The organism is Mesorhizobium sp. W050 (assembly GCF_054719535.1).
Map to the genome: position 1 here is coordinate 5168790 of NZ_JBTTIH010000001.1, position 22347 is coordinate 5191136.

The 22347-nt window shown below is 62.2% G+C and carries 22 protein-coding genes and 2 pseudogenes; 11 read left to right on the forward strand and 13 right to left on the reverse strand.

The features are described from left to right. Positions 1 to 21: 21 nt before the first annotated feature. From ACYG9Y_RS24915 to ACYG9Y_RS24925, 3 genes are all read right to left on the reverse strand, one after another. The gene (locus tag ACYG9Y_RS24915) at positions 22 to 702 is read right to left on the reverse strand and encodes a GNAT family N-acetyltransferase (RefSeq protein ID WP_023739827.1); all 681 of its coding nucleotides are present in this window, start codon (positions 700 to 702) and stop codon (positions 22 to 24) included. Then, entirely contained in the window at positions 699 to 1184 is a 486-nt protein-coding gene (locus ACYG9Y_RS24920) for a MarR family winged helix-turn-helix transcriptional regulator (protein WP_023673270.1), read from the reverse strand. The genes ACYG9Y_RS24915 and ACYG9Y_RS24920 overlap by 4 nt, the downstream gene beginning before the upstream one ends. A gap of 232 nt (positions 1185 to 1416) precedes the next feature. After that, positions 1417 to 2619 (reverse strand): flavin-containing monooxygenase, encoded by a 1203-nt coding sequence (locus tag ACYG9Y_RS24925; RefSeq protein ID WP_023750799.1) that lies wholly within the window; start codon positions 2617 to 2619, stop codon positions 1417 to 1419. 133 nt (positions 2620 to 2752) lie between these two features. Between ACYG9Y_RS24925 and ACYG9Y_RS24930 the strand changes: the two genes are divergently transcribed. After that, positions 2753 to 3784 carry a phosphatidylglycerol lysyltransferase domain-containing protein gene (locus ACYG9Y_RS24930; protein ID WP_023739828.1) on the forward strand — a complete coding sequence of 344 codons (1032 nt, stop codon included), beginning with the start codon at positions 2753 to 2755 and terminating at the stop codon, positions 3782 to 3784. Between the two features lie 192 nt (positions 3785 to 3976). Here the strand turns inward: ACYG9Y_RS24930 and ACYG9Y_RS24935 are convergent, their stop codons facing one another. Next, entirely contained in the window at positions 3977 to 4738 is a 762-nt protein-coding gene (locus ACYG9Y_RS24935) for an ABC transporter permease (RefSeq protein WP_023681263.1), read from the reverse strand. Then, positions 4735 to 5661 (reverse strand): ABC transporter ATP-binding protein, encoded by a 927-nt coding sequence (locus tag ACYG9Y_RS24940; protein WP_023692970.1) that lies wholly within the window; start codon positions 5659 to 5661, stop codon positions 4735 to 4737. The genes ACYG9Y_RS24935 and ACYG9Y_RS24940 overlap by 4 nt, the downstream gene beginning before the upstream one ends. A 269-nt stretch (positions 5662 to 5930) precedes the next feature. Between ACYG9Y_RS24940 and ACYG9Y_RS24945 the strand changes: the two genes are divergently transcribed. Together ACYG9Y_RS24945 and ACYG9Y_RS24950 are read left to right on the forward strand one after the other, a co-directional pair. Then, positions 5931 to 7292, forward strand: a complete 1362-nt coding sequence (locus tag ACYG9Y_RS24945; RefSeq protein WP_023739829.1) for a cytochrome ubiquinol oxidase subunit I — start codon at positions 5931 to 5933, stop codon at positions 7290 to 7292. A 108-nt stretch (positions 7293 to 7400) separates the two neighbouring features. Beyond that, positions 7401 to 8405, forward strand: coding sequence for a cytochrome d ubiquinol oxidase subunit II (locus ACYG9Y_RS24950; RefSeq protein ID WP_023739830.1), 1005 nt, complete (start codon positions 7401 to 7403; stop codon positions 8403 to 8405). A 246-nt stretch (positions 8406 to 8651) separates the two neighbouring features. On the opposite strand, the gene msrA is transcribed toward ACYG9Y_RS24950, so the two are convergent. The 3 genes from msrA to ACYG9Y_RS24965 form a co-directional block, all read right to left on the reverse strand. Next, on the reverse strand, positions 8652 to 9377 hold the full coding sequence (gene msrA / locus ACYG9Y_RS24955; RefSeq protein ID WP_023681259.1) for a peptide-methionine (S)-S-oxide reductase MsrA: 726 nt from the start codon (positions 9375 to 9377) through the stop codon (positions 8652 to 8654). A 111-nt stretch (positions 9378 to 9488) separates the two neighbouring features. Further along, a complete protein-coding gene (locus tag ACYG9Y_RS24960) occupies positions 9489 to 9773 on the reverse strand; it encodes a hypothetical protein (RefSeq protein WP_023681258.1) in 285 nt (94 codons plus the stop codon). Between the two features lie 79 nt (positions 9774 to 9852). Continuing rightward, a complete protein-coding gene (locus ACYG9Y_RS24965) occupies positions 9853 to 10524 on the reverse strand; it encodes a DUF1223 domain-containing protein (protein ID WP_084014380.1) in 672 nt (223 codons plus the stop codon). A gap of 199 nt (positions 10525 to 10723) precedes the next feature. Here ACYG9Y_RS24965 and ACYG9Y_RS24970 point away from each other — a divergent pair. The 4 genes and pseudogenes from ACYG9Y_RS24970 (at position 10724) to lepA (ending at position 15416) form a co-directional block, all read left to right on the forward strand. Then, positions 10724 to 11699: pseudogene (locus ACYG9Y_RS24970) on the forward strand (IS5 family transposase). Positions 11700 to 11921: 222 nt separating this feature from the next. Beyond that, positions 11922 to 12293 carry an endonuclease domain-containing protein gene (locus ACYG9Y_RS24975; RefSeq protein WP_023681256.1) on the forward strand — a complete coding sequence of 124 codons (372 nt, stop codon included), beginning with the start codon at positions 11922 to 11924 and terminating at the stop codon, positions 12291 to 12293. Positions 12294 to 12425: 132 nt separating this feature from the next. Then, a pseudogene (locus ACYG9Y_RS24980) lies at positions 12426 to 13401 on the forward strand (IS5 family transposase). A 209-nt stretch (positions 13402 to 13610) separates the two neighbouring features. After that, positions 13611 to 15416 carry a translation elongation factor 4 gene (gene lepA / locus ACYG9Y_RS24985; RefSeq protein WP_023687530.1) on the forward strand — a complete coding sequence of 602 codons (1806 nt, stop codon included), beginning with the start codon at positions 13611 to 13613 and terminating at the stop codon, positions 15414 to 15416. 156 nt (positions 15417 to 15572) lie between these two features. Here lepA and ACYG9Y_RS24990 read toward each other — a convergent pair whose 3' ends face one another. Continuing rightward, complete coding sequence (locus ACYG9Y_RS24990; RefSeq protein ID WP_156929796.1) at positions 15573 to 17576, reverse strand: NACHT domain-containing protein; 2004 nt, start codon at positions 17574 to 17576, stop codon at positions 15573 to 15575. A 420-nt stretch (positions 17577 to 17996) separates the two neighbouring features. Between ACYG9Y_RS24990 and ACYG9Y_RS24995 the strand changes: the two genes are divergently transcribed. From ACYG9Y_RS24995 to ACYG9Y_RS25005, 3 genes are all read left to right on the forward strand, one after another. Then, positions 17997 to 18146 (forward strand): hypothetical protein, encoded by a 150-nt coding sequence (locus ACYG9Y_RS24995; RefSeq protein ID WP_245260497.1) that lies wholly within the window; start codon positions 17997 to 17999, stop codon positions 18144 to 18146. Positions 18147 to 18440: 294 nt separating this feature from the next. Next, complete coding sequence (locus ACYG9Y_RS25000; protein WP_023740306.1) at positions 18441 to 18788, forward strand: hypothetical protein; 348 nt, start codon at positions 18441 to 18443, stop codon at positions 18786 to 18788. A 314-nt stretch (positions 18789 to 19102) separates the two neighbouring features. Continuing rightward, positions 19103 to 19474, forward strand: coding sequence for a hypothetical protein (locus ACYG9Y_RS25005; protein WP_023710358.1), 372 nt, complete (start codon positions 19103 to 19105; stop codon positions 19472 to 19474). Between the two features lie 194 nt (positions 19475 to 19668). Here the strand turns inward: ACYG9Y_RS25005 and ACYG9Y_RS25010 are convergent, their stop codons facing one another. After that, positions 19669 to 19989, reverse strand: a complete 321-nt coding sequence (locus ACYG9Y_RS25010) for a hypothetical protein (protein ID WP_023681249.1) — start codon at positions 19987 to 19989, stop codon at positions 19669 to 19671. Positions 19990 to 20152: 163 nt separating this feature from the next. Between ACYG9Y_RS25010 and mbfA the strand changes: the two genes are divergently transcribed. Then, complete coding sequence (gene mbfA, locus ACYG9Y_RS25015; protein ID WP_023681248.1) at positions 20153 to 21136, forward strand: iron exporter MbfA; 984 nt, start codon at positions 20153 to 20155, stop codon at positions 21134 to 21136. Between the two features lie 160 nt (positions 21137 to 21296). Here mbfA and ACYG9Y_RS25020 read toward each other — a convergent pair whose 3' ends face one another. The 3 genes from ACYG9Y_RS25020 to ACYG9Y_RS25030 all read right to left on the reverse strand — a co-directional run bounded on the left by ACYG9Y_RS25020 (position 21297) and on the right by ACYG9Y_RS25030 (position 22283). Further along, positions 21297 to 21641, reverse strand: coding sequence for an antibiotic biosynthesis monooxygenase family protein (locus ACYG9Y_RS25020; protein WP_023740308.1), 345 nt, complete (start codon positions 21639 to 21641; stop codon positions 21297 to 21299). Further along, a complete protein-coding gene (locus ACYG9Y_RS25025) occupies positions 21638 to 21994 on the reverse strand; it encodes an NIPSNAP family protein (RefSeq protein WP_023740309.1) in 357 nt (118 codons plus the stop codon). The genes ACYG9Y_RS25020 and ACYG9Y_RS25025 overlap by 4 nt, the downstream gene beginning before the upstream one ends. 85 nt (positions 21995 to 22079) lie before the next feature. Further along, positions 22080 to 22283, reverse strand: a complete 204-nt coding sequence (locus ACYG9Y_RS25030) for a DUF1127 domain-containing protein (RefSeq protein WP_023681245.1) — start codon at positions 22281 to 22283, stop codon at positions 22080 to 22082. Positions 22284 to 22347 lie beyond the last annotated feature (64 nt).

The following is a 22347-nucleotide window of genomic DNA, read 5'->3' on the forward strand; positions in this document are numbered from 1 at the left end:
TTGGGTAAAAAACAAAGCCCTCTAGCCGGCGCGCTGCACGACGGCCACATTCATCTCTGCCCTCAGCCTGAAGCCGATGGACTCGTACAACCGGACCGCGCCGGCATTGCTGGCATAGGCATGCAGGTAGGGAACTTCGCCGCGCGCAAAAATTCGGTTGGCCACGAACACCGACAGCAGCCGGCCGAGGCCGCTGCCGCGAAATTCGGGATGCGAGCAGACGCCGCTGAGTTCGCTGTAGCCGGGCTGCTTCATGCGCTCGCCGGCCATCGCCGCCAGCCGGCCGCCGATCTTCACGCCCCAGAACTCGCCGAGGCTCAGCGCCTTGAGCGTGAACGGGCCGGGCTTGGTCAGTGACGCCAAAGCAAGCATCTCGGCCGCGTCGTCCTGCGTCAGCTGCTGCACACGCTCGTCCGACACGGAAGGCAATGGCGCCTCGGCAACCATCTGAACGCCGAAGGCGGTCACGGTCGCGGTCAGTTCCGGCGGCAAGGCAATGGGGTCCGCCTGGAGCATGAACACGCTCTCACCTGCAGGAATGAGGCTTGCGAGCGCCTGCAGGCTCTCAGCGCCGTCTGCCCCGGAAGCCGCGAAGGGGACGATTGAGGAGGGATAGCGCCTGGCGAGCCTGTCGCCATACGCAAAGATCCGATGCCGCGTGTCGAGCGCGCTCCAGACCGGACGATCGAGGACATGGCTCATGGCGCAGCATCCTGTTTCACACGACGGTCGAGCGGGGCCGCGGCCAGGCCGTCCTCTATTGCCGAGAGTTGTTCGAGAAGCGGCCCTGCAAGGCCTTTGCACAAGTCGGCAACGGCGTTCTCGATGCGCGGCCAAACGTCCCTCTTCGCCTTATCGACCAGGCGCTGGCCCTTCGCGGTCAGCGAGATCATCCTGCGGCGCTGGTCGTCGTTCGATGGCGCGGCCTCGACCAGCCCCAACTCGGCCAGCAGCGCCACGCTGCGCGTCACCCCCGGCTGGGTGATCCCCAGTGACTGCGCCAGCTCGCCGACAGGCAGCGGCCCGAGCCGGTCCAGCGCGGCCAGCAGAGGATACTGGCTGGACTGCACCGGCACCTCCAGCCCATCGAGCATGCGCTGCGTATCGGCCTGCAACTGCTCGCCGATACGCTTCAGCCTGCTGCCGAGGGTGAGATAGCCAAGGGATCGAATGATGTCTTCCATGGTCGGTTTGTCCAATTTTGATAACATGTTATATAACAAGACATGAAGTGGATTCAAGCGCCTGCGTTGGGAGATTGGCCGCAAGCTCTCAGCTTCGTCATCCCACGGGCGAAGCAGCCGCGCAGCGGCGTCGCGAAGACCCGAGAATGACGAAGGGACAGGGCGCTTCGGCTAACCGCCAAAATATACGATCCCGCCATGCAGATGTGTCGGACCAAGCGCACCGCAGCGTCTACAACCCCTTGGCGATCTGACGGGCAATCGCTTCGGCCTGCAGGCCGGCGCTGTGAAAATAGCTGGTCAGGCTTGGCCGCATGCCGATGAACCACAGGCCGGGCTGGCCGCTCGGGGTGCCGCCATTGGCCTTCGGCACGCCCTTGGCGTCGAGCACGCCGAGATCGCCCAGCATGGCCTCCAGGCCGGTGCGATAGCCGGTTGCCGCGATCACCACATCCGGCTCGAGCACCGTGCCGTCGTTCAGCCGCACGCCGGCGCCTTCGAAAGCCGCCACCGGCGCCACCACCGAAATCCGTCCGGCCTTCAGCGCTGCGACGGCGCCGTCGTCGACGGCGATAGCGATCTGCTCGACGCCGAGCCGGCTGGCGCCGCCTTTCGGCGCCGGCGGCAGGCCGAAGCGGGCGAGGTCGCCGAACACCAGCCGCTGCGTCGCGGCAATCGCGGCATCGGCAATCCACGTCGGCAGCATCGCCATGAAACCGCCGAAGCGCGCCACGGCGACCTTGCCGATCCGTTTCGGCATCAGCGACGGACCCTGCCTGGCTGACAAGCAGATGGCCTTGGTGTCGGCGCGGGCGAGGTGGTTGAGCACGTCGAAGCCGGAATTTCCGGCTCCGACCACCAGCACGCTTTTGCCCACATAGTCCTGTGCTGTGCCGAAATCGGCGGCGTGGACAAGTTTGCCGGTGAAAGTCGCCTTGCCTTGCCAGTCCGGCGTCCATGGCAAGCGGTCGCGGCCGGTGGCGACGATGACATTGCGGGCGCTCAGCGTTTCCCGGCCCGTATGGACGAGCCAGCCATTGCCTCTGCGTTCGATCCGCTCGACGGCGGTGCCGAATTCGACCCTTATGCCGCGCGCGCGGGCAAAATCCTCGAGATAACCGACGATGGCATCCTTGTTCGGAAAGGCGGCGGTGCGTGGCGGATAGGCAAGGCCGGGCAGGGCCGATAGCGCGCGATGCGTGTTGAGGGTCAGCTTCTCGTGCCGCCGTCGCCACGGTTCGGCGATCCGCGGCTCCTTTTCAAGCACGACGACCCGCACGCCGCGCCGGCCAAGCGCGTCGGCGGCCGCCAGCCCCGCCGCTCCGGCGCCGATGACGATAACCGTATAGTCGGGTCCTTTCGGCCCCAGGACGATAGGCATCGTTTCGCTTGTCGTAGCCGCCATTCGGTCGAGATTTCCTTTCAGGTGCGCCATGGGGACCCGTCCTATATGGCACGTCCCATATGGCACAGGGGCGATATGATCGATAATGAGGTCGCGTCAATGCGACTGATTCGAGGCCTTGGGGGCAAGCCTCTGTTTATCATCGGCACGCGGAAGCTCGACCATGCCCTCCTTGCGCATCTTTCTCGACAGACTGCTGGAGGGCGCCGCAGCCAAGGTGCCGCGCCAGGATTTTTCGCATGTCGAGCGGCTGGCGCTTGTCCGCCAGCACGGCGACTTCTCGCTGGCCTATTCGACCGCCGTGCAGCAAAAACTGTCCTATTTCGGCGACGCCGACGGCTACATCGCCTTCGGCACCAAGATGAAGCACCATTTCGCGCTCGGTGACCCGGCCGCCCATCCGGCCGATCGGCCCGACTATATCAGGCGCTTTGTCGAAGCCGCCGACAGCCCGTGGTTCGTGCAGATCGGCGAACCGACGGCGCGCGTTCTGGCAGGGCTCGGCTACCAGGTCAACCGCCTCGGCGTCGACACGCGGCTGGAGCTGCCGGCTCACGATTTTTCCGGCAAGCGCAACGAAACCGTGCGCTATTCCGAACGCTGGCTCTTGAAGAAGGGGTTTTCCTTTGGCGAAGGAGCGGTCTATCTCGACGAGGTCCAGCGCCTGTCACAGAACTGGCGGGCCGACCGCATCGTCAAGCGCTGGGAGATGGCGTTCCTCAACCGCCCCTTTGCCGATCATCTCGGCATCGATATGCGCCGTTTCGTGCTCTACAGCCCGGAAGGCGAGCTCGTCGCTCTGCTCGATTTCGATCCGATGTTCCGGGATGGCAAGGTGATCGGCTATACCACCTCGTTCAAGCGCAAGCACATCGATGCCTCGCCGCATGCCGAAATCGGGCTGACCAAATTCGCCGTCGACCGGTTTCGCAATGAGGGCATTTCGGTCGTCACGCTCGGCCTGTCGCCGATGCTCGATGTCGGAGCCAACAGCTTTGCCGAATCGAGCTTCTGGCGCAACGCCTTCGAGCGGGCCTATGAGTCGCCCTGGGTCAACCGCAGCAAGTTCAACCTCAAGGGCCAGGCGGCGTTCAAGCGCCGCTTCCATGGCGTCGAAGAACCGACCTACATCGCCTTCCGCGAGGGCAGGCTGATCGAGATGCTGGGGTTGCTGCGCCTCATCAAGGCGATCTAGCAAGAAGCGTGGCGGCCAACGTGGCCAATTTGCCCCCAGCAAAACTGTTGATTTGACCGGCGCACGGGCGATCGCCTATTTGCATGTCGCTCAAAAGTGGTCCCGATTTGAGCAAACGACATGCATAAAAACAAAGACCTAATGCGCGTCGCCTGAGTCCGTTCAAACGCGACGCGCTTTAGAGCGGCAGGGTCAGTTGCGCAGCCGGTAGCCGGTGCGGAAGATCCAGGCGACGATGGCGATGCAGATGGCGAGGAACACCATCGTCATGCCCAGGCTGACGGCGACCGAGACATCGGACTTGCCGTAAAAGCTCCAGCGGAAACCGCTGATCAGGTAGACGACCGGGTTGAACAGCGTCACCGTGCGCCAGGTCTCGGGCAGCATGTTGATCGAATAGAAGCTGCCGCCGAGGAAGGTCAGCGGCGTGATGATCAACAGCGGCACCAGCTGCAATTGCTCGAAGCTTTTCGCCCATATGCCGATGATGAAGCCGAACAGGCTGAAGGTCACCGCCGTCAAGACAAGGAAGGCCAGCATCCAGAACGGATGCTGGATGGTGAGCGGCACGAACAGCGAGGCCGTCGCCAGGATGATCAGGCCGAGGATGATCGACTTGGTCGCGGCGCCGCCGACATAGGCGATGACGATCTCCAGATACGACACCGGCGCCGACAAGAGCTCGTAGATGGAGCCGACGAATTTCGGGAAATAGATGGCAAAGGAGGCGTTGGAGATCGACTGCGTCAACAGCGACAGCATGATCAGGCCGGGCACGATGAAGGCGCCGTAGCTGATGCCGTCGATCTCGGTGATGCGCGAGCCGATGGCCGAGCCGAAGACGACGAAATAAAGCGATGTCGAGATCACCGGCGAGACGATGCTCTGCAGCACGGTGCGGAACGCACGCGCCATCTCGACCCGGTAGATCGCCCATACTGCTCGCCAATTCATGGCTCTTGCCTCAACAGATTGACGAAGATCTCCTCGAGCGAGCTGTTTTGCGTGTCCATGTCGCGGAACTGGATGCCGGCCGTCTCGAGTTCGCGCAGCAGCGATGCGACGCCGGGGCGTTCGCTCTGGTTGTCATAGGTGTAGGTCAGCTGTGTGCCATCGCCCGACAGCTCCAAGGCGTAGTGCGAGAATGCATCGGGAATGGCGGTGAGCGGGTTGCGCAATTCGACGATCAGGCGCTTGCGGCCGAGCTTGCGCATCAGTTCGGCCTTGCCCTCCACCAGGATGATCTCGCCGCGGTTGATGACACCGACACGGTCGGCCATCGCCTCGGCCTCTTCGATATAGTGCGTGGTGAGGATGATGGTGACGCCATCGTCGCGCAGCCGCCGCACCATCGCCCACATGTCCTGGCGCAGTTCGACGTCGACGCCGGCCGTGGGTTCGTCGAGGAACAGGATGCGCGGCTCATGTGACAGCGCCTTTGCAATCATCAGCCGCCGCTTCATGCCGCCCGACAGCGTGATCGCCTTGGCGTCCTTCTTGTCCCACAACGACAGGTCGCGCAGCACCTTTTCGACGAAGCCCGGATTGGGCGCCTTGCCAAACAGGCCGCGGCTGTAGGTTACGGTTGCCCAGACGCTCTCGAACGCGTCGATGGTCAGCTCCTGCGGCACCAGCCCGATCAGGCTGCGCGCGGCGCGGTAGTCTCGGTTGATGTCGTGGCCGTCGACGGTCACCGTTCCCGACGAACGGTTGACGATGCCGCAGACGATCGAGATGAGCGTCGTCTTGCCGGCGCCGTTCGGCCCCAGCAGCGCGAAAATCTCGCCGCGTTCGATGTCGAGGTTGATTTCCTTCAGCGCCTTGAAGCCGGTGGCGTAGGTCTTGGTGACCCCGGAAATCGAAATGATGGAAGGCAAATTAGTGGAAGACATGAGGCCGAAAACGACTGTTTGAAAGAGGCGGGGATTATTATTGCGCTGAATGTCGGTGCGCACGGCGCGAAGTCAATGCCGCTGCTGACAATTGTGAACAAACGTTCCCCTTTTGCCGTTTCGTCATGGGGGTATCGGGGCACTGACGGATTGATCCCATCTGCTGCGACAACGCGCCCCGCGTGACGCCAAGCCGCTTTGACCGGACCGCATCCGCCGCCTATTCTGCGCTAACAACAGCAGCCGGAGCCCGCATGGACCCGCTCATCCTGTCGCGAATGCAGTTCGGGGCGAATATCTCGTTCCACATCCTGTTTCCGACCATCACGATTGCGCTTGGCTGGGTGCTGCTGTTCTTCAAGCTCCGCTACAACGCCACCAATGATTCCGCCTGGATGCGCGCCTATTTCACCTGGGTGAAAGTGTTCGCGCTGTCCTTCGCCATGGGCGTGGTCTCCGGCGTCACCATGAGCTTCCAGTTCGGCACCAACTGGCCGGGCTATATGGAAAAGGTCGGCAACATCGCCGGGCCGCTGCTTGCCTACGAGATCCTCACCGCCTTCTTCCTCGAAGCGGCCTTCCTCGGCATCATGCTGTTCGGCTTCCGCCGCGTCTCCAACCGCGTCCACACGCTGGCGACGGTATTGGTCGCCGGCGGCACCACGCTGTCGGCCTTCTGGATCATCGCGCTGAACTCCTGGATGCAGACGCCGGCCGGCTTCGAGATGATCGACGGCAAGGCGCATCCCGTCGACTGGTGGGCGATCGTCTTCAACCCGTCCATGCCCTACCGTCTGACGCATATGCTGCTTGCCTCCGGCCTGACGGTGTCGTTCCTGATCGCCGGCTTGTCGGCGCTGCGCTACCTCACCGGCGACCGGTCGGAATCGATGTGGAAGGCGCTGCGCACCGGCGTCTTCACCGCCGCCATCCTAATCCCGATCCAGATCTTCGCCGGCGACCAGCACGGGCTGAACACGCTGGAGCACCAGCCGCAGAAGATCGCCGCCATGGAGGCGAACTGGAACACCGGCCCCAACGTGCCGCTGGTGCTGTTTGCGCTGCCCGACGAGGCGGCGAAGGAAAACAAATTCGAGATCGCCATTCCCGACGGCGCCAGCCTGGTGCTGCGCCACGCCACCAGCGGTATCGTGCCGGGGCTCAACGACTATCCCGGCCTGCACCCGCCGGTGTTCCCAGTGTTCTGGGGCTTCCGCATCATGGTCGGCACCGGCATTTTGATGCTCATCGTCTCGTGGTCGGCGACCTTCTTCCTCAAGCGCCGCCACAGCCTGCCGAGGCCGCTGGCCATGCTGATGGTGCCGATGGCGCTGTCGGGCTGGCTGGCGACGCTGGCCGGCTGGTACACCACCGAAATCGGCCGCCAGCCCTGGCTGGTCACCGGCGTGCTGAAAACCGCCGACGCTATCGGCCCGGTCGCCGGCAGCCATGTCGCGCTGACGCTCGCCATCTATCTCCTCCTCTATGTGCTGCTGCTGATCGCCTATCTTGGCGTGCTGGTGCACCTGGCGCTGAAGGCCGCCAAGGACGGCGATACCTCGCCGCTGCCGGGCGTCATGAAGACGGCGATGTCGCAACCGGCCGCAGCGGAGTGAGGAATGGTCCGCGTAGCGGACGAAAAGCCAACGATTTGGCTTTTCGAATGACGAACGCCCGGAGCAATAGCGAAGGGCAGAACCGTTGATGAGAGGGATGACAGACCGATGAGCTTCGACTGGCCAACCGCGCTGCCCCTGATCTTCGCCGGCCTGATGGGCCTCGCCATCCTGATCTACGTCATTCTCGACGGTTTCGATCTCGGCATCGGCATCCTGTTCTCGGTCGCCGAAGATGCCGAGCAGGACACCATGATCGCGGCAATAGGCCCGTTCTGGGATGCCAACGAGACCTGGCTGGTGCTGGCCGTCGGCCTGCTCCTGGTCGCCTTTCCGCTGGCGCATGGCGTCATCCTCACCGCGCTCTACATTCCGGTCTTCGTGCTTTTGGTTGGCCTCATCCTGCGCGGCGTCGCCTTCGATTTCCGCGCCAAGGTGCCCGCCGGCAAGAAGCACCGCTGGAACCGCATTTTCTTCCTCGGTTCCGTCATCGCCTCGCTGGCGCAAGGCTATATGCTCGGCGTCTATGTGCTTGGCCTCGATGTCGGTTTTGGCGGCATCGCTTTCGGGGCGCTGGTGGCGCTCTGCCTGTCGGCGGCCTATGCAGCGATGGGCGCGGCCTGGGTCATCTACAAGACCGAGGGCGAATTGCAGAGGAAGGCGGTGGCCTGGCTGCGCACGGCCCTGGTGCTGACCGCGCTCGGCATGGCGGCGGTGTCGCTGGCGACCCCATTTGCCAGTCCGCGCATCTTCGCCAAATGGTTCGTCTGGCCCGAAATGCTCTATCTGTCGCCGCTGCCGATCCTGTCGGCGCTGCTGTTCCTGTGGCTGTGGCGGCAGACCTTCCACCTGCCCAAGCCCGACGATCGCCACGCGCTGCGGCCGTTCCTGACGCTCGCCGCCATCTTCGCGCTCGGCTTTGCCGGGCTTGCCTGGTCGTTCTACCCCTTCGTGGTGCCCGAGAGGCTGACCATCTGGCAGGCGGCGTCGGCGACGGAAAGCCTGGCCATCATCCTCGCCGGCACGGTGGTCGTGCTGCCGGTGATCATCTTCTATTCGTTCTATGCGTATCGGGTGTTTGGGGGCAAGGCGACGGATCTGACGTATGATTGAAGGGCTCTCTAATCGCGGTTTGCGCGAGGCACCCCCCTCTGGCCTGCCGGCCATCTCCCCCTCAAGGGGGGAGATCAGCTCCTCACTGCGGCCTTCGCCAACCTTGCAAGATGAGCACCGTCAGCGACGCTGCCAATCTCCCCGCATGAGGGGGAGATGCCCGGAAGGGCAGAGGGGGGTGCTGTCCCGCTGGCGTCTCAGGTAGGGCGTCGCCGCTCTCTGCGTCCGGCCAAGTCCTATCGCCCCTCAGCTCTTCCCCGCCAGCACCAGCACCGGTTTCTCGCTGTACAACCCCGGGAACAGCGACTTCAAATTCGCCACCTTGGGCAGGTCGTTGTAGACGATGTAGGGGTAGGTCGGGTTCAGCGTCAAAAAGTCCTGGTGATATTCCTCGGCCGGATAGAAGGTTTTGCCCGTCTCCAGCGTGGTGACGATGGGCTTGGCAAACACCTTCGCCTGGTCGAGCTGGGCGATGTAGCTCTGGGCGATCTTCTGCTGCGCATCGTTCTCGGCAAAGATGGTCGAGCGGTACTGGGTGCCCGAGTCGGGGCCCTGGAAGTTCAACTGCGTCGGGTTGTGGGCGACCGAGAAATAGACCTGCAGCAGCTGGCCGTAGGTCACCTTGGACGGATCGTAGGTGATCTCGACCGATTCGGCGTGGCCGGTGCGGCCGCTGCCCACCGTTTCGTAGACGGCGTCATCCTTGGCGCCGCCGGTGTAGCCGGAGACGGCCTTGGTCACGCCCTTGACGTGCTGGAACACGCCCTGCACGCCCCAGAAGCAGCCGCCGGCGAAGATAGCCTTCTCGCTGCCGCTGGCGGCCTTCTCGTCCACTGCCGGCGGCGGGATCACCACCGCGTCCTCGGCCGAACGCGCCGGGCTCTGCCAGAAGGCAGCCGCCGCGGCGGCGACGATGAGCGCGGCAAGCGCGCTCTTGAAGATCGGCGTTCTCGTCCTTGCAATGCCGGTCATGTCTGATCTCCTTGATGGTGGCGAAGACTATACGACAGAACGTCCCGCCTGGTTTCTCAAATTGCCGTGCGCCGGCCCGGCCATTGTGCGGCCGGGCCATGGGACCAAGCCTTATTGCGCGGGCGCCATGGCGTCCGCCGGCTTCATCGCATCCGTTGCGGGCTTCATCGCATCAACCGGCTTCATGGCGTCGGTGGCGGGTTTCATTGCATTCGTCGCCATTGGGTCGGCGGGCTTCATGGCACCGGTCGCCGGCGCCATGGCATCGGTCACGGGCTTCATCGCATCGGTGGCCATCGCCGGCTTCATGGCGTTGGTCGCTTCGTCGGCACGGGCGCCGGCGGCGAAGCCGGTCATCGAAAGCGCAAGGGCGAGCGCGGTCAGGGTCTTGGTCATGATGGTATTTCCTCCTTGAAGAGGGCGCGCGGATGCGAGCCCGGTTATGCCGCGCTAGCGGCGTTGCGTAGAAAAAGAATCAGTCGGCGGCTGCAGCCAGGATCGGCCCACCACCCGGCGACTGCACCAGCACCGCGGTGCTCAGCCCGCCGCTTGCCGCCGGCAGCGGCAGCGTGGTGGCGTCGCCGCTCCAGCTGCCGAGTTTCTCCAGCGAGTGCACGACATTGGCATGCGGCAGCGTGCGGCCGGTGTTCTCGCCGCGCGCCACCGGCACTTCGACGACGCCCTTGTTGTAGCGGACCAGCCAGACATCGGCGCGGCCGGCCGGCGCGGAACCGGCGCCGATGCTGATCTTGCCGCCGTCGAGCGACAGCGTCGGCCCGTTCGTGTGACCGCTCGCGGAAATCAGCTGCTCGATCTCGCCTGATGCCGCGCCCACCGCATCGGCACCGCCATTGACCACCACCTGCGGCGTGAACGGGCCGGAGCGGCCGAGCGACGGCTCATAGCGCACCTGGCGCTGGGTAAATTCCTCGCGGCCGAAAATGTCCTTCCAGCCGAGATAGTCCCAGTAGGTGACGTTGAACGACAGCGCCAGAACGCCCGGCTGGTCCTTGACCTTGATCAGGTTGGCATTGGCCGGCGGGCAAGACGAACAGCCCTGGCTGGTGAACAATTCGACCACGGTGAGCGGCTGGGCGAAGGCGGCGCCGCCAAGCATCATCAGCGCCGCGCCTGCGGCAACCAGCATGCCGGCGCGTTTTGGGTTAAGTCCAGTCATCGGGGGTCTCCGTTGCGGCGGGTTCATCCCACACTTCGTCGCTGCCCGAGGCTTCGTTACATGGTTCACCGCTTCGTGATTGGGGGCGGACGCGTCGTTGCCTTCTCCCCTTATGGGACTGTTGCAAAATTGGGTGGATGTGATTCCCTGTTGAAACGGGGATTTTGCGATGACGACAAAGCCGAGCGGTCAGTTCAGTTTTGTAGAGGCTCTGCTGCCGCAGGGTCTTGGTCGGAGCGGACGACTGGACCGGCTGTCGTCGCTGGTGAAGTGGTATCGCTTCGAGAAGATCCTGGCGCGGCTGCGCTCGCCAACTGGGGCGGGGCGGCCTGCGTACAATTCGCTGGTGATGTTCAAGGCGCTTCTGCTGCAATCCTTGTATGGGCTGTCGGACAACGAACTGGAGGGAGGCGCTCGCCGATCGGCTGTCGTTCCGCCGCTTCGTTGGACTGACGCTCGAGGAGACGGTGCCCGACCACACCACGCTCAACCGCTTTCGCAATCTTCTCGTGGAGGCCGGGCTTCTGGAGAAGCTGTTTGGCGAACGGGACCATCAACTGGACAAGGCCGGGCTGATCCTGCGGCGCGGCACGATGCTCGATGCCACGGTGATCGAGACGGCGGCGGCACGGCCGCCCAGTGGGGCCGCGCACGAAGCGGGCGATGCCGGCGATCCCGATGCCGGCTTTACACGCCGGCAGGGCAAGCCTGGCTCCTCCTACGGCTACAAGGCCCATGTCGGCGTCGACCAGGGTTCTGGTCTGATCCGCCGGGTGAGGACGACAGCAGCCAACGTCAACGACACGGTCGAGGCGGATCATCTGATCTGTGGCGACGAAGGCGCGGTGCTGGCGGATGCGGCCTATCACACCAAGGCGCGCGAGCTGTCGCTGAGGCAGCGCGGGATCAAGCCGCGGCTGATGCGGCGGGCCAACAAGCATCATCCGCGCCTGCCGGCGCGCCTGAAGCAGTTCAACCAACTGATCGCCCGGCAACGTTTTGCCGTCGAGACGACCTTCGCCACCTTGAAGAACCGCATGCGACTTTGCGCCATCCGCTATCGCGGTCTGGCCAAGGCGGCAGGACAGGTTCTCATCGCCGCCATGGCCTTCAACATGCGTCGCTGGGTGACGCTGGCGACATGATCTAGGGTCGCACTGCGCCCGAAATCCGCCGAATACGCCAACTCCTACCCCATCTGGCCACAAACCAGCGCCGGAAACCACCTCGCATTGCCCTTGCCGTCTCTCTCCACGCCCAAAGCCTATAACGCAACGGGCCCCTTGTGGGAGAAGGTGGATCGGCGCGAAGCGCCGAGACGGACGAGGGGTGTTCCAGCGGAGTGAGACGTTGGTTAATCTAACGTCATGCCACATCAGCCCGTCGCTCCTGCCAAACGAAACTTTGCCCGTTCGCTCCGACGTGAAATGACGGAGGCGGAAGACAAACTGTGGCACGAACTACGTGACCGCAGGCTCGATCGGATCAAATTTCGGCGCCAAGTTCCTGTTGGAAAATACGTCGCCGATTTCGCTTGTCTTGAATCACTCCTCATCATCGAGATCGATGGGAGTCAGCATGCGGACTCAGAGTCAGACCAGGCCCGTAGAACGGAACTGGAGGCGAGAGGCTTTCGTGTGTTGCGCTTTTGGAACGACGATGTCCTGAAAGACATGGACAGCGTCTGCACCACGATAATCGCTTATGTAAGGGATGTCAGTTTGCAGCCATGGCGGTGAAAGAACGCCGGCGTCAAGCTGGAACACCCCTCATCCGTCTCGGCGCTGCGCGCCGATCCATCTTCTCCCACAAGGGGACTGTTGCAAAATTGGGTGGATGTGATTCCCTGTTTTTGAAACGGGGATTTTGCGATGACGACAAAGCCGAGCGGTCAGTTCAGTTTTGTAGAGGCTCTGCTGCCGCAGGGTCTTGGTCGGAGCGGACGACTGGACCGGCTGTCGTCGCTGGTGAAGTGGTATCGCTTCGAGAAGATCCTGGCGCGGCTGCGCTCGCCAACTGGGGCGGGGCGGCCTGCGTACAATTCGCTGGTGATGTTCAAGGCGCTTCTGCTGCAATCCTTGTATGGGCTGTCGGACAACGAACTGGAGGGAGGCGCTCGCCGATCGGCTGTCGTTCCGCCGCTTCGTTGGACTGACGCTCGAGGAGACGGTGCCCGACCACACCACGCTCAACCGCTTTCGCAATCTTCTCGTGGAGGCCGGGCTTCTGGAGAAGCTGTTTGGCGAACGGGACCATCAACTGGACAAGGCCGGGCTGATCCTGCGGCGCGGCACGATGCTCGATGCCACGGTGATCGAGACGGCGGCGGCACGGCCGCCCAGTGGGGCCGCGCACGAAGCGGGCGATGCCGGCGATCCCGATGCCGGCTTTACACGCCGGCAGGGCAAGCCTGGCTCCTCCTACGGCTACAAGGCCCATGTCGGCGTCGACCAGGGTTCTGGTCTGATCCGCCGGGTGAGGACGACAGCAGCCAACGTCAACGACACGGTCGAGGCGGATCATCTGATCTGTGGCGACGAAGGCGCGGTGCTGGCGGATGCGGCCTATCACACCAAGGCGCGCGAGCTGTCGCTGAGGCAGCGCGGGATCAAGCCGCGGCTGATGCGGCGGGCCAACAAGCATCATCCGCGCCTGCCGGCGCGCCTGAAGCAGTTCAACCAACTGATCGCCCGGCAACGTTTTGCCGTCGAGACGACCTTCGCCACCTTGAAGAACCGCATGCGACTTTGCGCCATCCGCTATCGCGGTCTGGCCAAGGCGGCAGGACAGGTTCTCATCGCCGCCATGGCCTTCAACATGCGTCGCTGGGTGACGCTGGCGACCTGATCTAGGGTCGCACTGCGCCCGAAATCCGCCGAATACGCCAACTCCTACCCCATCTGGCCACAAACCAGCGCCGGAAACCACCTCGCATTGCCCTTGCCGTCTCTCTCCACGCCCAAAGCCTATAACGCAACGGGCCCACAAGGGGAGAAGGCAAGGGCACCGCCACCCCGCTTGCCCCTGCAACCCGCCCCTGCTAAAGCCGCCCCATCATGAGCACGCCTCTCGACCACATCCGCAATTTCTCCATCGTCGCCCATATCGACCATGGCAAATCCACGCTTGCCGACCGGCTGATCCAGTCCACCGGCGGGCTGGAGCTGCGCGACATGAAGGAGCAGGTGCTGGACTCGATGGACATCGAGCGCGAGCGCGGCATCACCATCAAGGCGCAGACGGTGCGGCTGAAATACCGCGCCAACAATGGCGAGGACTATATCCTCAACCTGATCGACACGCCCGGCCATGTCGACTTCGCCTATGAAGTGTCGCGCTCGCTCGCCGCCTGCGAAGGCTCGCTGCTGGTCGTCGACGCCTCGCAGGGTGTCGAGGCGCAGACGCTGGCCAATGTCTACCAGGCCATCGACAACAATCACGAGATCGTCGTGGTGCTGAACAAGGTCGATCTGCCGGCCGCCGAGCCCGAGCGCATCCGCGAGCAGGTCGAGGAAGTCATCGGCATCGACGCCTCCAACGCCGTGCTGATCTCGGCCAAGACCGGCCTCGGCATTCCCGATGTGCTGGAGGCCATCGTCCACCAATTGCCGCCGCCGCGCGAAGGCGATGCGTCAGCACCGCTGAAAGCCATGCTGGTCGACAGCTGGTACGACGCTTATCTCGGCGTCATCGTGCTGGTGCGCATCATCGACGGCGTGCTGAAGAAGGGCGCGACCATCCGCATGATGGGCACCGGCGCAAAACATCTGGTCGAGCGCACCGGCGTGTTCACGCCGGCCCGCATCAATGTCGACGAGCTCGGCCCCGGCGAGTTCGGCTTCTTCACCGGCTCGATCAAGGAAGTGGCCGACACCCGCGTCGGCGACACCATCACCGAGGACAAGCGCCAGACCGCGCATGCGCTACCCGGCTTCAAGCCGGCGCAGCCGGTGGTGTTCTGCGGCCTGTTCCCGGTCGACGCCGCTGATTTCGAGGATCTGCGCGCCGCTGTCGGCAAACTGCGCCTCAACGACGCCTCCTTCTCCTATGAAATGGAAACCAGTGCGGCGCTCGGCTTCGGCTATCGCTGCGGCTTCCTTGGCCTCTTACATCTCGAAATCATCCAGGAGCGGCTGGAGCGCGAGTTCAACCTCGACCTCATCGCCACGGCACCGAGCGTCGTCTACCGGCTGCTGCTGACCGACGGCTCGATGAAGGAGCTGCACAACCCCGCCGACATGCCCGATGTGGTCAAAATCTCGGCCATCGAGGAGCCGTGGATCCGCGCCACCATCCTGACCCCCGACGACTATCTCGGCGGCATCCTGAAGCTTTGCCAGGACCGGCGCGGCATCCAGGCCGACCTGTCCTATGTCGGCAAGCGCGCCATGCTGATCTACGACCTGCCGCTCAACGAAGTGGTTTTCGACTTCTATGATCGCCTAAAGTCGATCTCCAAGGGCTACGCCTCCTTCGACTATCATCTGACCGACTACAAGGAAGGCGATCTGGTGAAGATGTCGATCTTGGTCAATGAGGAGCCGGTCGACGCGCTGTCCATGCTGGTTCACCGCACGGCGGCGGAAAAGCGCGGCCGCCAGATGTGCGAGAAGCTGAAGGAGCTGATCCCGAACCACCTGTTCAAGATCCCGATCCAGGCCGCGATCGGCGGCAAGGTCATCGCCCGCGAAACCATCTCGGCGCTGCGCAAGGACGTGACCGCGAAGTGCTACGGCGGCGACGTGTCCCGCAAGCGCAAGCTGCTCGACAAGCAGAAAGAGGGCAAGAAGCGGATGCGCCAGTTCGGCAAGGTGGATATCCCGCAGGAGGCGTTTATCCAGGCGCTGAAGATGGGTGACTAAACTGAAGCCCCTAAAGCGACGATGCGAAAACCCAAACCGAGTCTTTTGAAAGGCTAAGCTCGGCTAACATACGGCCAGCCCGCCCCGACTCGCTCCTGATAGGTATATAGAGATTTCCGCTATCACCTTTTTCTTTTCGAAGCATTTGCTCGCTGATTAATCTAGACAGTATTTTGTCCAGAACGTTTTGCTTAACGAGTTTCCCGAGCCCTCGGAGCAACGCTTCTTCCTTCCTACCTGCCGAATTCGCGAAGTGGTGGCTACAGACGAGTACCCTTCTATCGAATTGTTTCTCAGCCAGACAGGAATAGCGGCAGGACTCGAAATTCCTTCAAGGACGCCAATGACATTCTTCTCAAAGCGCACATTGGTCACCGCGGCACTCGCTATGATGCACCGCTCTATCACGCTGTTGTCTACTTGAATGCCGGTCACGCGAGCATGAGAAAAGTCGACAATCGACGCGTAGCCGCCATCGATATAAATGCCGCCGAAGTCGATATCTGAAATACCACTTAATAATATGGAACAAAATACGTCCAAAATCATCGTCTTATTGTTCGACTCATAGTTTGCCTTGCAGTAGGTTAGGGCATCTTCAATTAAATTTAATTCCAGAAGTTTACGGCCGCAAATTAACAGGCCACTTTCTCCTAATGGATTTGTCCAAGAAAATGACGACGCACGGTCATCTTTTCTGTCGACGATAAAAACAACGTCGATGGCCCGGAGGCCGTCTAGCAGGTAGGTGTCCACAAATCGCCTCTCCTCGCTGTCCGCTGCCGTGCGCCCGAGGCCCGGGAGCCGTTGAAGAAGGGCGCTTGCTTGCTCAATAGGGGCATGGCCGACGACCCTTTCGAAGGCCGCCTGAATATCGGCTAGAGATATCGGGCCTACATTGGCGCTTTTGGTCCGAGTGGCAGAAGCCACCTCAACAAGAATCCTCTTAATCGTCTCGACATCAAACGATGGGTGAATTTTTGCTTCGCGCTCGCATATGGCATTCAACAAAAGATCCCAAAATCGGATGGGGTCGAGCTCGTCGGTCAAACTGGCGCCCGTGTCCCCCAGGACTCTAAGGAAGAACTCGCAACTCAACGGCTTTCGAGGCAGCCATTCAGGGATATCCTCGGCATATCCATTTAGGCTCATAAACTCAGCAATCTCGTCAAATGTGAATTCGTCTTTCGAGCGTATCAATTGTACGGAAGAAACTCCGAGCCCAAACGCCGAAAAAAGTTCATCATTGCTGTCAAAATAGTGGTCTCGACCGCAGATCAGCACGCCTCCCTTTTGATGAGAAATTAGATCTCGTACACCAGCCAGAGCGTCTGATCGGAGGGATCTTAGAGCGTCTGAGTCATCGCTCCAGAGCTGAACCCCAAGCTCATCAAATCCATCGAGAAGCAGGACAAGCATCCCGCTGGTGTAGGCCTTGAAGAACGCGTCTATACTAGAGTTCAAGCCAACGTCTTTGACATGCCGTTGAATTATCTCGTATCTGTCCTTCAGGCCCCAGCATTTTCTGAGATCTATCGCCAACGGAAATTTCAAGTTCGACCAAGCTTCCGTGGCTAAGGTCTTATAAACATGCTCGATGCATTTACTCTTTCCGGTACCATACTCACCAGTTAGAACAACAACCTTGCCTGATGCGACAAGTTTACTGACGTTTGAGGCGTCAAGCTCACTTCCATTCTCAGCGACGAGGCTAACTACAACGTACTGTTTCGTATCCTTATTGCCCGTCGCCGGATCAATCGCGCTTCCGAATGGGGCATTTCGTCGGATGGCGTCGTATGCATCAAATGGCAGGAACCTAGTCTGAAAATCATCTATGCTTAGGATGTCGATATTGATCTGCTTTCCGGCTGCGAGCATCGCTGGCGTCGGTGTATAAGACGTCACGCACAAGCAGTCAGTAGTAATAAACCCGCTATTGAAATTGACATTTCTGACGTGGACTAGTTTATTAATATCTTCCTGGATTTTCTTTATATCTTTCTTCTCCGTAACCTCTATTGCGACATGGTGTTTTTCATCGATGTGGGCATAGGCATCAATTTGGCGTCCGTGCACGAGATTTGATCGAAATTCTCTCCCCCAAATTGCAGCAGCGGACCGACGAACACTTCCTTCAAGGTCTTTCCAGGTAGCCACTGCGATTCTCCATTTTCGACATAAGTTCCTATCAATCCAGACATTGTCAAATGACTCTGAAACGTATTTATCGCCAAGACGCGAAGGGGCCAGTTCCTCTCCGGTGTTTCGGTTCACTTCCGTCCGTCTCACTCCGTTCGAAATCTGCAACAGTAGGCCCATCATGACCTTCCAGGTCATCGCCTCATTGTCGGCGCGATCGTTGCCTGCGTGTTTGGCGTTTCGGGTGTTGGCCTGTTTAAGGCCAGCAGCGGGCTCGATACCGGCGTCGAGGTTGATGCCTGACGCTGCTGCTCGCCGGCAATGCGGCAGGCCTTGAGGCCAGCGTGCCCTCCTATGTCGGCGGCATCTCGCTGTGGGCGGCGGCGCTCGTCCTGATCGGCGCGTCGAGCACTTTTGCGCTGTGGATGCGGCCCACCGGTGCGCCATCCTGTTTGTCGTGACGGTGGCCATGGTGCTGTGGGGCGCGCCCTGCTGCCGACCTCCGCACCGCTGCCTGCCGCCGGCTGTCCGTTCCTGGTGCTGCCGTTTGCCGGCTGGATCTGGACGTTGCTGAAGTCGCCGAGGTGATTGACGCGATCCGGCCGCTGGCGCCGCATGTGAAGTGGGGCAGTAGGGGGCGTAGGGTATCACGAGGCCGCCCCCTCATCCGGCCGCTTCGCGGCCACCTTCTCCACGCTGGGGAGAAGAGGCGAGCACCAGCGCCGAGCGAGCTCCTCTCCCCTCGGGGAGAGGTCGGATTGCCCCGAATTGCCTTTCGCAATTCGGCTGGCAATCCGGGTGAGGGGGACTTGCCTAGCCGTGGCTCTAGGCCCGGCCCTCGCGGCGTGCGACCCTCGCATCTCCGATTCGGGACCGCCCATCATGCTCCGCCTCACCCTTGCCGCCCTCCTCATCGCCACGCCGGCGCACGCCGCCGACATGGCGTTCTTCGTCAAGAACCTGCGTAGCCAGGCGGTGGCGGTGGAGTTGTTCAGCCGTGACCGCAAGATGTCGTGGCCGGGCGGCGACCAGGTGTTTTTGATCGAGCCCAGCTCGCAGAAATCGGTGCCGATCTCGTGCAATTCAGGCGAAAACATCTGCTACGGCGCCTGGGTGAATGGCAATGATGCGATCTCGGCTGGGGTCGGGCCGGACAATGACCAGCCTTGCGACAATTGCTGCTTCATCTGCGTGGAGAAGACGACCGAGACGATCGATCTGGTTGAGTGAGGGGCGGGGCGCCGAAGCTGCTGATCTCCCCCCTCGTGGGGGAGATGTCCGGCAGGACAGAGGGGGGCGCGAAGGATCGCCAGCGTATGGATCAGCAAGCCTAAAATTGAAATGACGCGGCTGCAGGAATGAGAGGTCGGCGGGACAGCGCCCCCCTCTGCCTTGCCAGGCATCTCCCCCACGAGGGGGGAGATCAGCAGTTCCGCCCTTTCCCAATCCCCCCAAAATCAGTCAGCCGCTCCCCTTCAATGTCAGCCGCCATCATGCGATGCTGATTCCCTCGGCCGGGGGGCCGATTTGCCTCGGGGGTTTCAATGTCTTTCACCATCACGCGCCGCATCTTCGTCGCGCTGTCGCTTGCCGCGATGTTTGCGCCGGCCGCGCACGCCGCCGACATCACCTTCGCCGTCAAGAACAGCCATCCCAACGCCATGCGCCTCGAGCTCTACAGCCAGGACCGCGACTATGTCTGGCCGGGCAACGACAAGGATTTCTATCTCGACGATGGCGAGACCAAGCAGATCCCGGTGTCGTGCGACGAGGGCGAGTCCATCTGCTACGGCGCCTGGGTCGACGGCGACGAGGGAACCTATTGGGGCGTCGGCCCCAACAACAAGGAAAAATGCGAGGATTGCTGCTACACCTGCAATGGCGGCGAGACGGAGGAAATTGAACTGACGCCGTAGGGCGGGCGAAGCTGCTAATCTCCCCCCTCGAGGGGGAGATGTCGCCGAAGGCGACAGAGGGGGTCGCCTCGCGTGAAGCGCTAGCCCTCCATCTGCCGCGCAGGACGTCGAGCCCGGTCGGACCGACCCCCTCTGCCTTGCCAGGCATCTCCCCCTCAAGGGGGGAGATCAGATGTCGCTTCGGCTTTCGCCAATTATCCCAGCAACGCCCTCTGCCGCTTCGGCCCGCCCGCCTTGCGCCAGGAATTGAACCGGTGCGTGGCGGCGGCAAACGAGATCTTCATCTGCTGGGCGACCGAATAGCGCGACTTGCCTTCGTCGAACAGGCGGTAGCAGCACTCGACGCCCTCCTCGGTCAGCTTGCCGTCGGGCGCCTTGTTGTGCGGATTGGCGGGGTCGAATTTTTCGACCTGCTGTTCGACCAGGCCTTTCAGCCGCTGCAAATCGGCCTCGATGCTGGCGATAAGATCGAGGACGGGTTTCGGATCGAAGTGGTCGTGCGGCTTTGCCGTCATCTTGCTCATGCCTTTCGCTTGCGTGTCGCGACAATATAGGTGAACATTTGCCGATAATGAAGGGTGCGCTGCAATTCGGCGCTTCAACATTTCTTGACTGGCGATTGACCGCGGAGACTGCAGCGCCTAGTTTAGAATTGTTCTAAACTGGGGTGGATTTCTCATGCTTTCCCGTGTCTTCGGTTTCGGCCGCCGTCCTTTCGAAACGCTGTCGGAACAGGAGATCCTGGCGCTGGCAATTTCGTCCGAAGAGGATGACGGGCGCATCTACCGCGCCTATGCCGACGGGCTGGCGGACAGTTTTCCGCAATCGGCGAAAGTGTTCGAGGCGATGGCGGAGGAGGAGGACGGCCATCGCGATTCCCTGATCGAGCTTTACCGCAAGCGTTTCGGCGAGCGCATTCCGCTGCTGCGCCGCGAGCACGTGAAAGGCTATTACGAGCGCAAACCCGACTGGCTGGTGCGGCCGCTCGGCATCGAGCATGTGCGGCGCCAAGCCGAAGAGATGGAGCGGCAGGCCTATCGCTTCTATGTCGAAGCGGCCAAGCGCACCGGCGATGCTTCGACGCGGAAACTGCTCGGCGACCTGGCCGCGGCCGAGCAAAGCCATGAGAATTCGGCGCATCGGCTGGAGCAGAAACTTGTGCCTGGCGAGGTGAAGGACGAGGAAGCCAGCGCCGAGCAACGCCAGTTCATCCTGACCTATGTGCAGCCGGGACTGGCCGGGCTGATGGACGGCTCGGTTTCGACATTGGCGCCGATCTTTGCCGCGGCGTTTGCCACGCACGACACCTGGCAGACGCTGCTGGTCGGCCTCGCCGCCTCGATCGGCGCCGGCATTTCGATGGGCTTTACCGAAGTCGCTTCCGACGACGGCAAGCTGTCGGGGCGTGGCTCGCCGATCAAGCGCGGACTGACCGTCGGCATCATGACGACGCTGGGTGGCCTCGGCCACGCGCTGCCTTACATCATCCCGCATTTCTGGACGGCGACGGCGGTGGCGGCCGTCGTGGTGTTCTTCGAATTGTGGGCGATCGCCTTCGTGCAGAACCGCTACATGCAGACGCCGTTCCTGCGCGCAGCGTTTCAGGTGGTGCTGGGCGGGGCGCTGGTGTTTGCGGCCGGGGTGCTGATCGGGAATGCGTGAGCGCCAAGCGCCCCCTCACCCAGCCTCCGCTTCGCTCGGCTGACCTCTCCCCGAGGGGAGAGGAGATTTTCGACGCCTGCGCCAGTCTCTTCTCCCCAGCGGCGAGAAGGTGGCCGCGAAGCGGCCGGATGAGGGGGCCTGGCGCGACGCCGATACCTAGTCACCCGTTCACCGCCCTGCTGTCCGCCGGCGCTTCATCCCTCTCCGTCAGCCCATAGTCCCGCACCACATGCGCAATGCGCAGCCGGTAGCCGGCAAAGATTCCGCCACGGCCGGCCTTTTGCGCCTGCCGGTGCTCTTCCGTGTTGCGCCATGCCTCGACCGCTTCCTCGTCGCGCCAGAAGGACAGCGACAGCACGCGGTTCGGGTCGGCCAAGCTCTGGAAGCGCTCGATCGAGATGAAACCGTCTATGCCGTCGAGCAGCGGCCTGAGTTCCGCGGCGATGCCGAGATAGGCATCGCGCTTTCCCTCAGCCGGTTGCACCTCGAAGATGACAGCGATCATATCTCCTCCTTGACCGCGGTCTGGAACAGGTGCCGCGGTCCATGCGGCCCCGACACCAGCTTCAGGAAGATGCGGTCTTCTTTCAAGATGAACTTTTCGCGGCGGGCGAATTCGTAATTGGCCTTGCCCGCGGGATCCGTGGCAAGCCGGGCGCGATAGGCTTCGTAGGCAGCGAGGCTGTCGATGTTGTAGGCGGCGTAGGCGGTGGTGGCCGAGCCCTCGTGCGGGGCGTAGTAGCCGATCAGATCGGCGCCGCAGCGCGGGATCGCCTGGCCCCAGGCCTTGGCATATTGCTCGAAGGCCGGCTTGCCGAACGGGTCGATCTCATAGCGGATGAAGCAGGTGATGGTCATCGTGATCTCCTTGGGTTTCGCGTGGATAGTTCGAGCGGCGTCGAAACGTTATGCCGCAGTGTCTGCTAAGCAAAAGCGCTGGCGGTCAGGCCTGCCAGAAGGATTTTGCGCATTCGCGGCGCACATCCTCACGGGTCAGGCCGAGATCGCGCAGCAGATGGTCGTCGATCTCCGCGAGATCGAGCCGCTGCAGGTGGCGGTCGTACCAGCGGGCGAGCAGCCGCCGTTGCAGCCAGGTGACGAACGGGAACGGCCGGCGGTCGGCGAATGGGGCGGAAGCGGTTGGCATCGGCGTTCTCCTTGATCCCGCCCGACAATAATGCTTATCTGACGAGAATGCTTCGATGGAGACC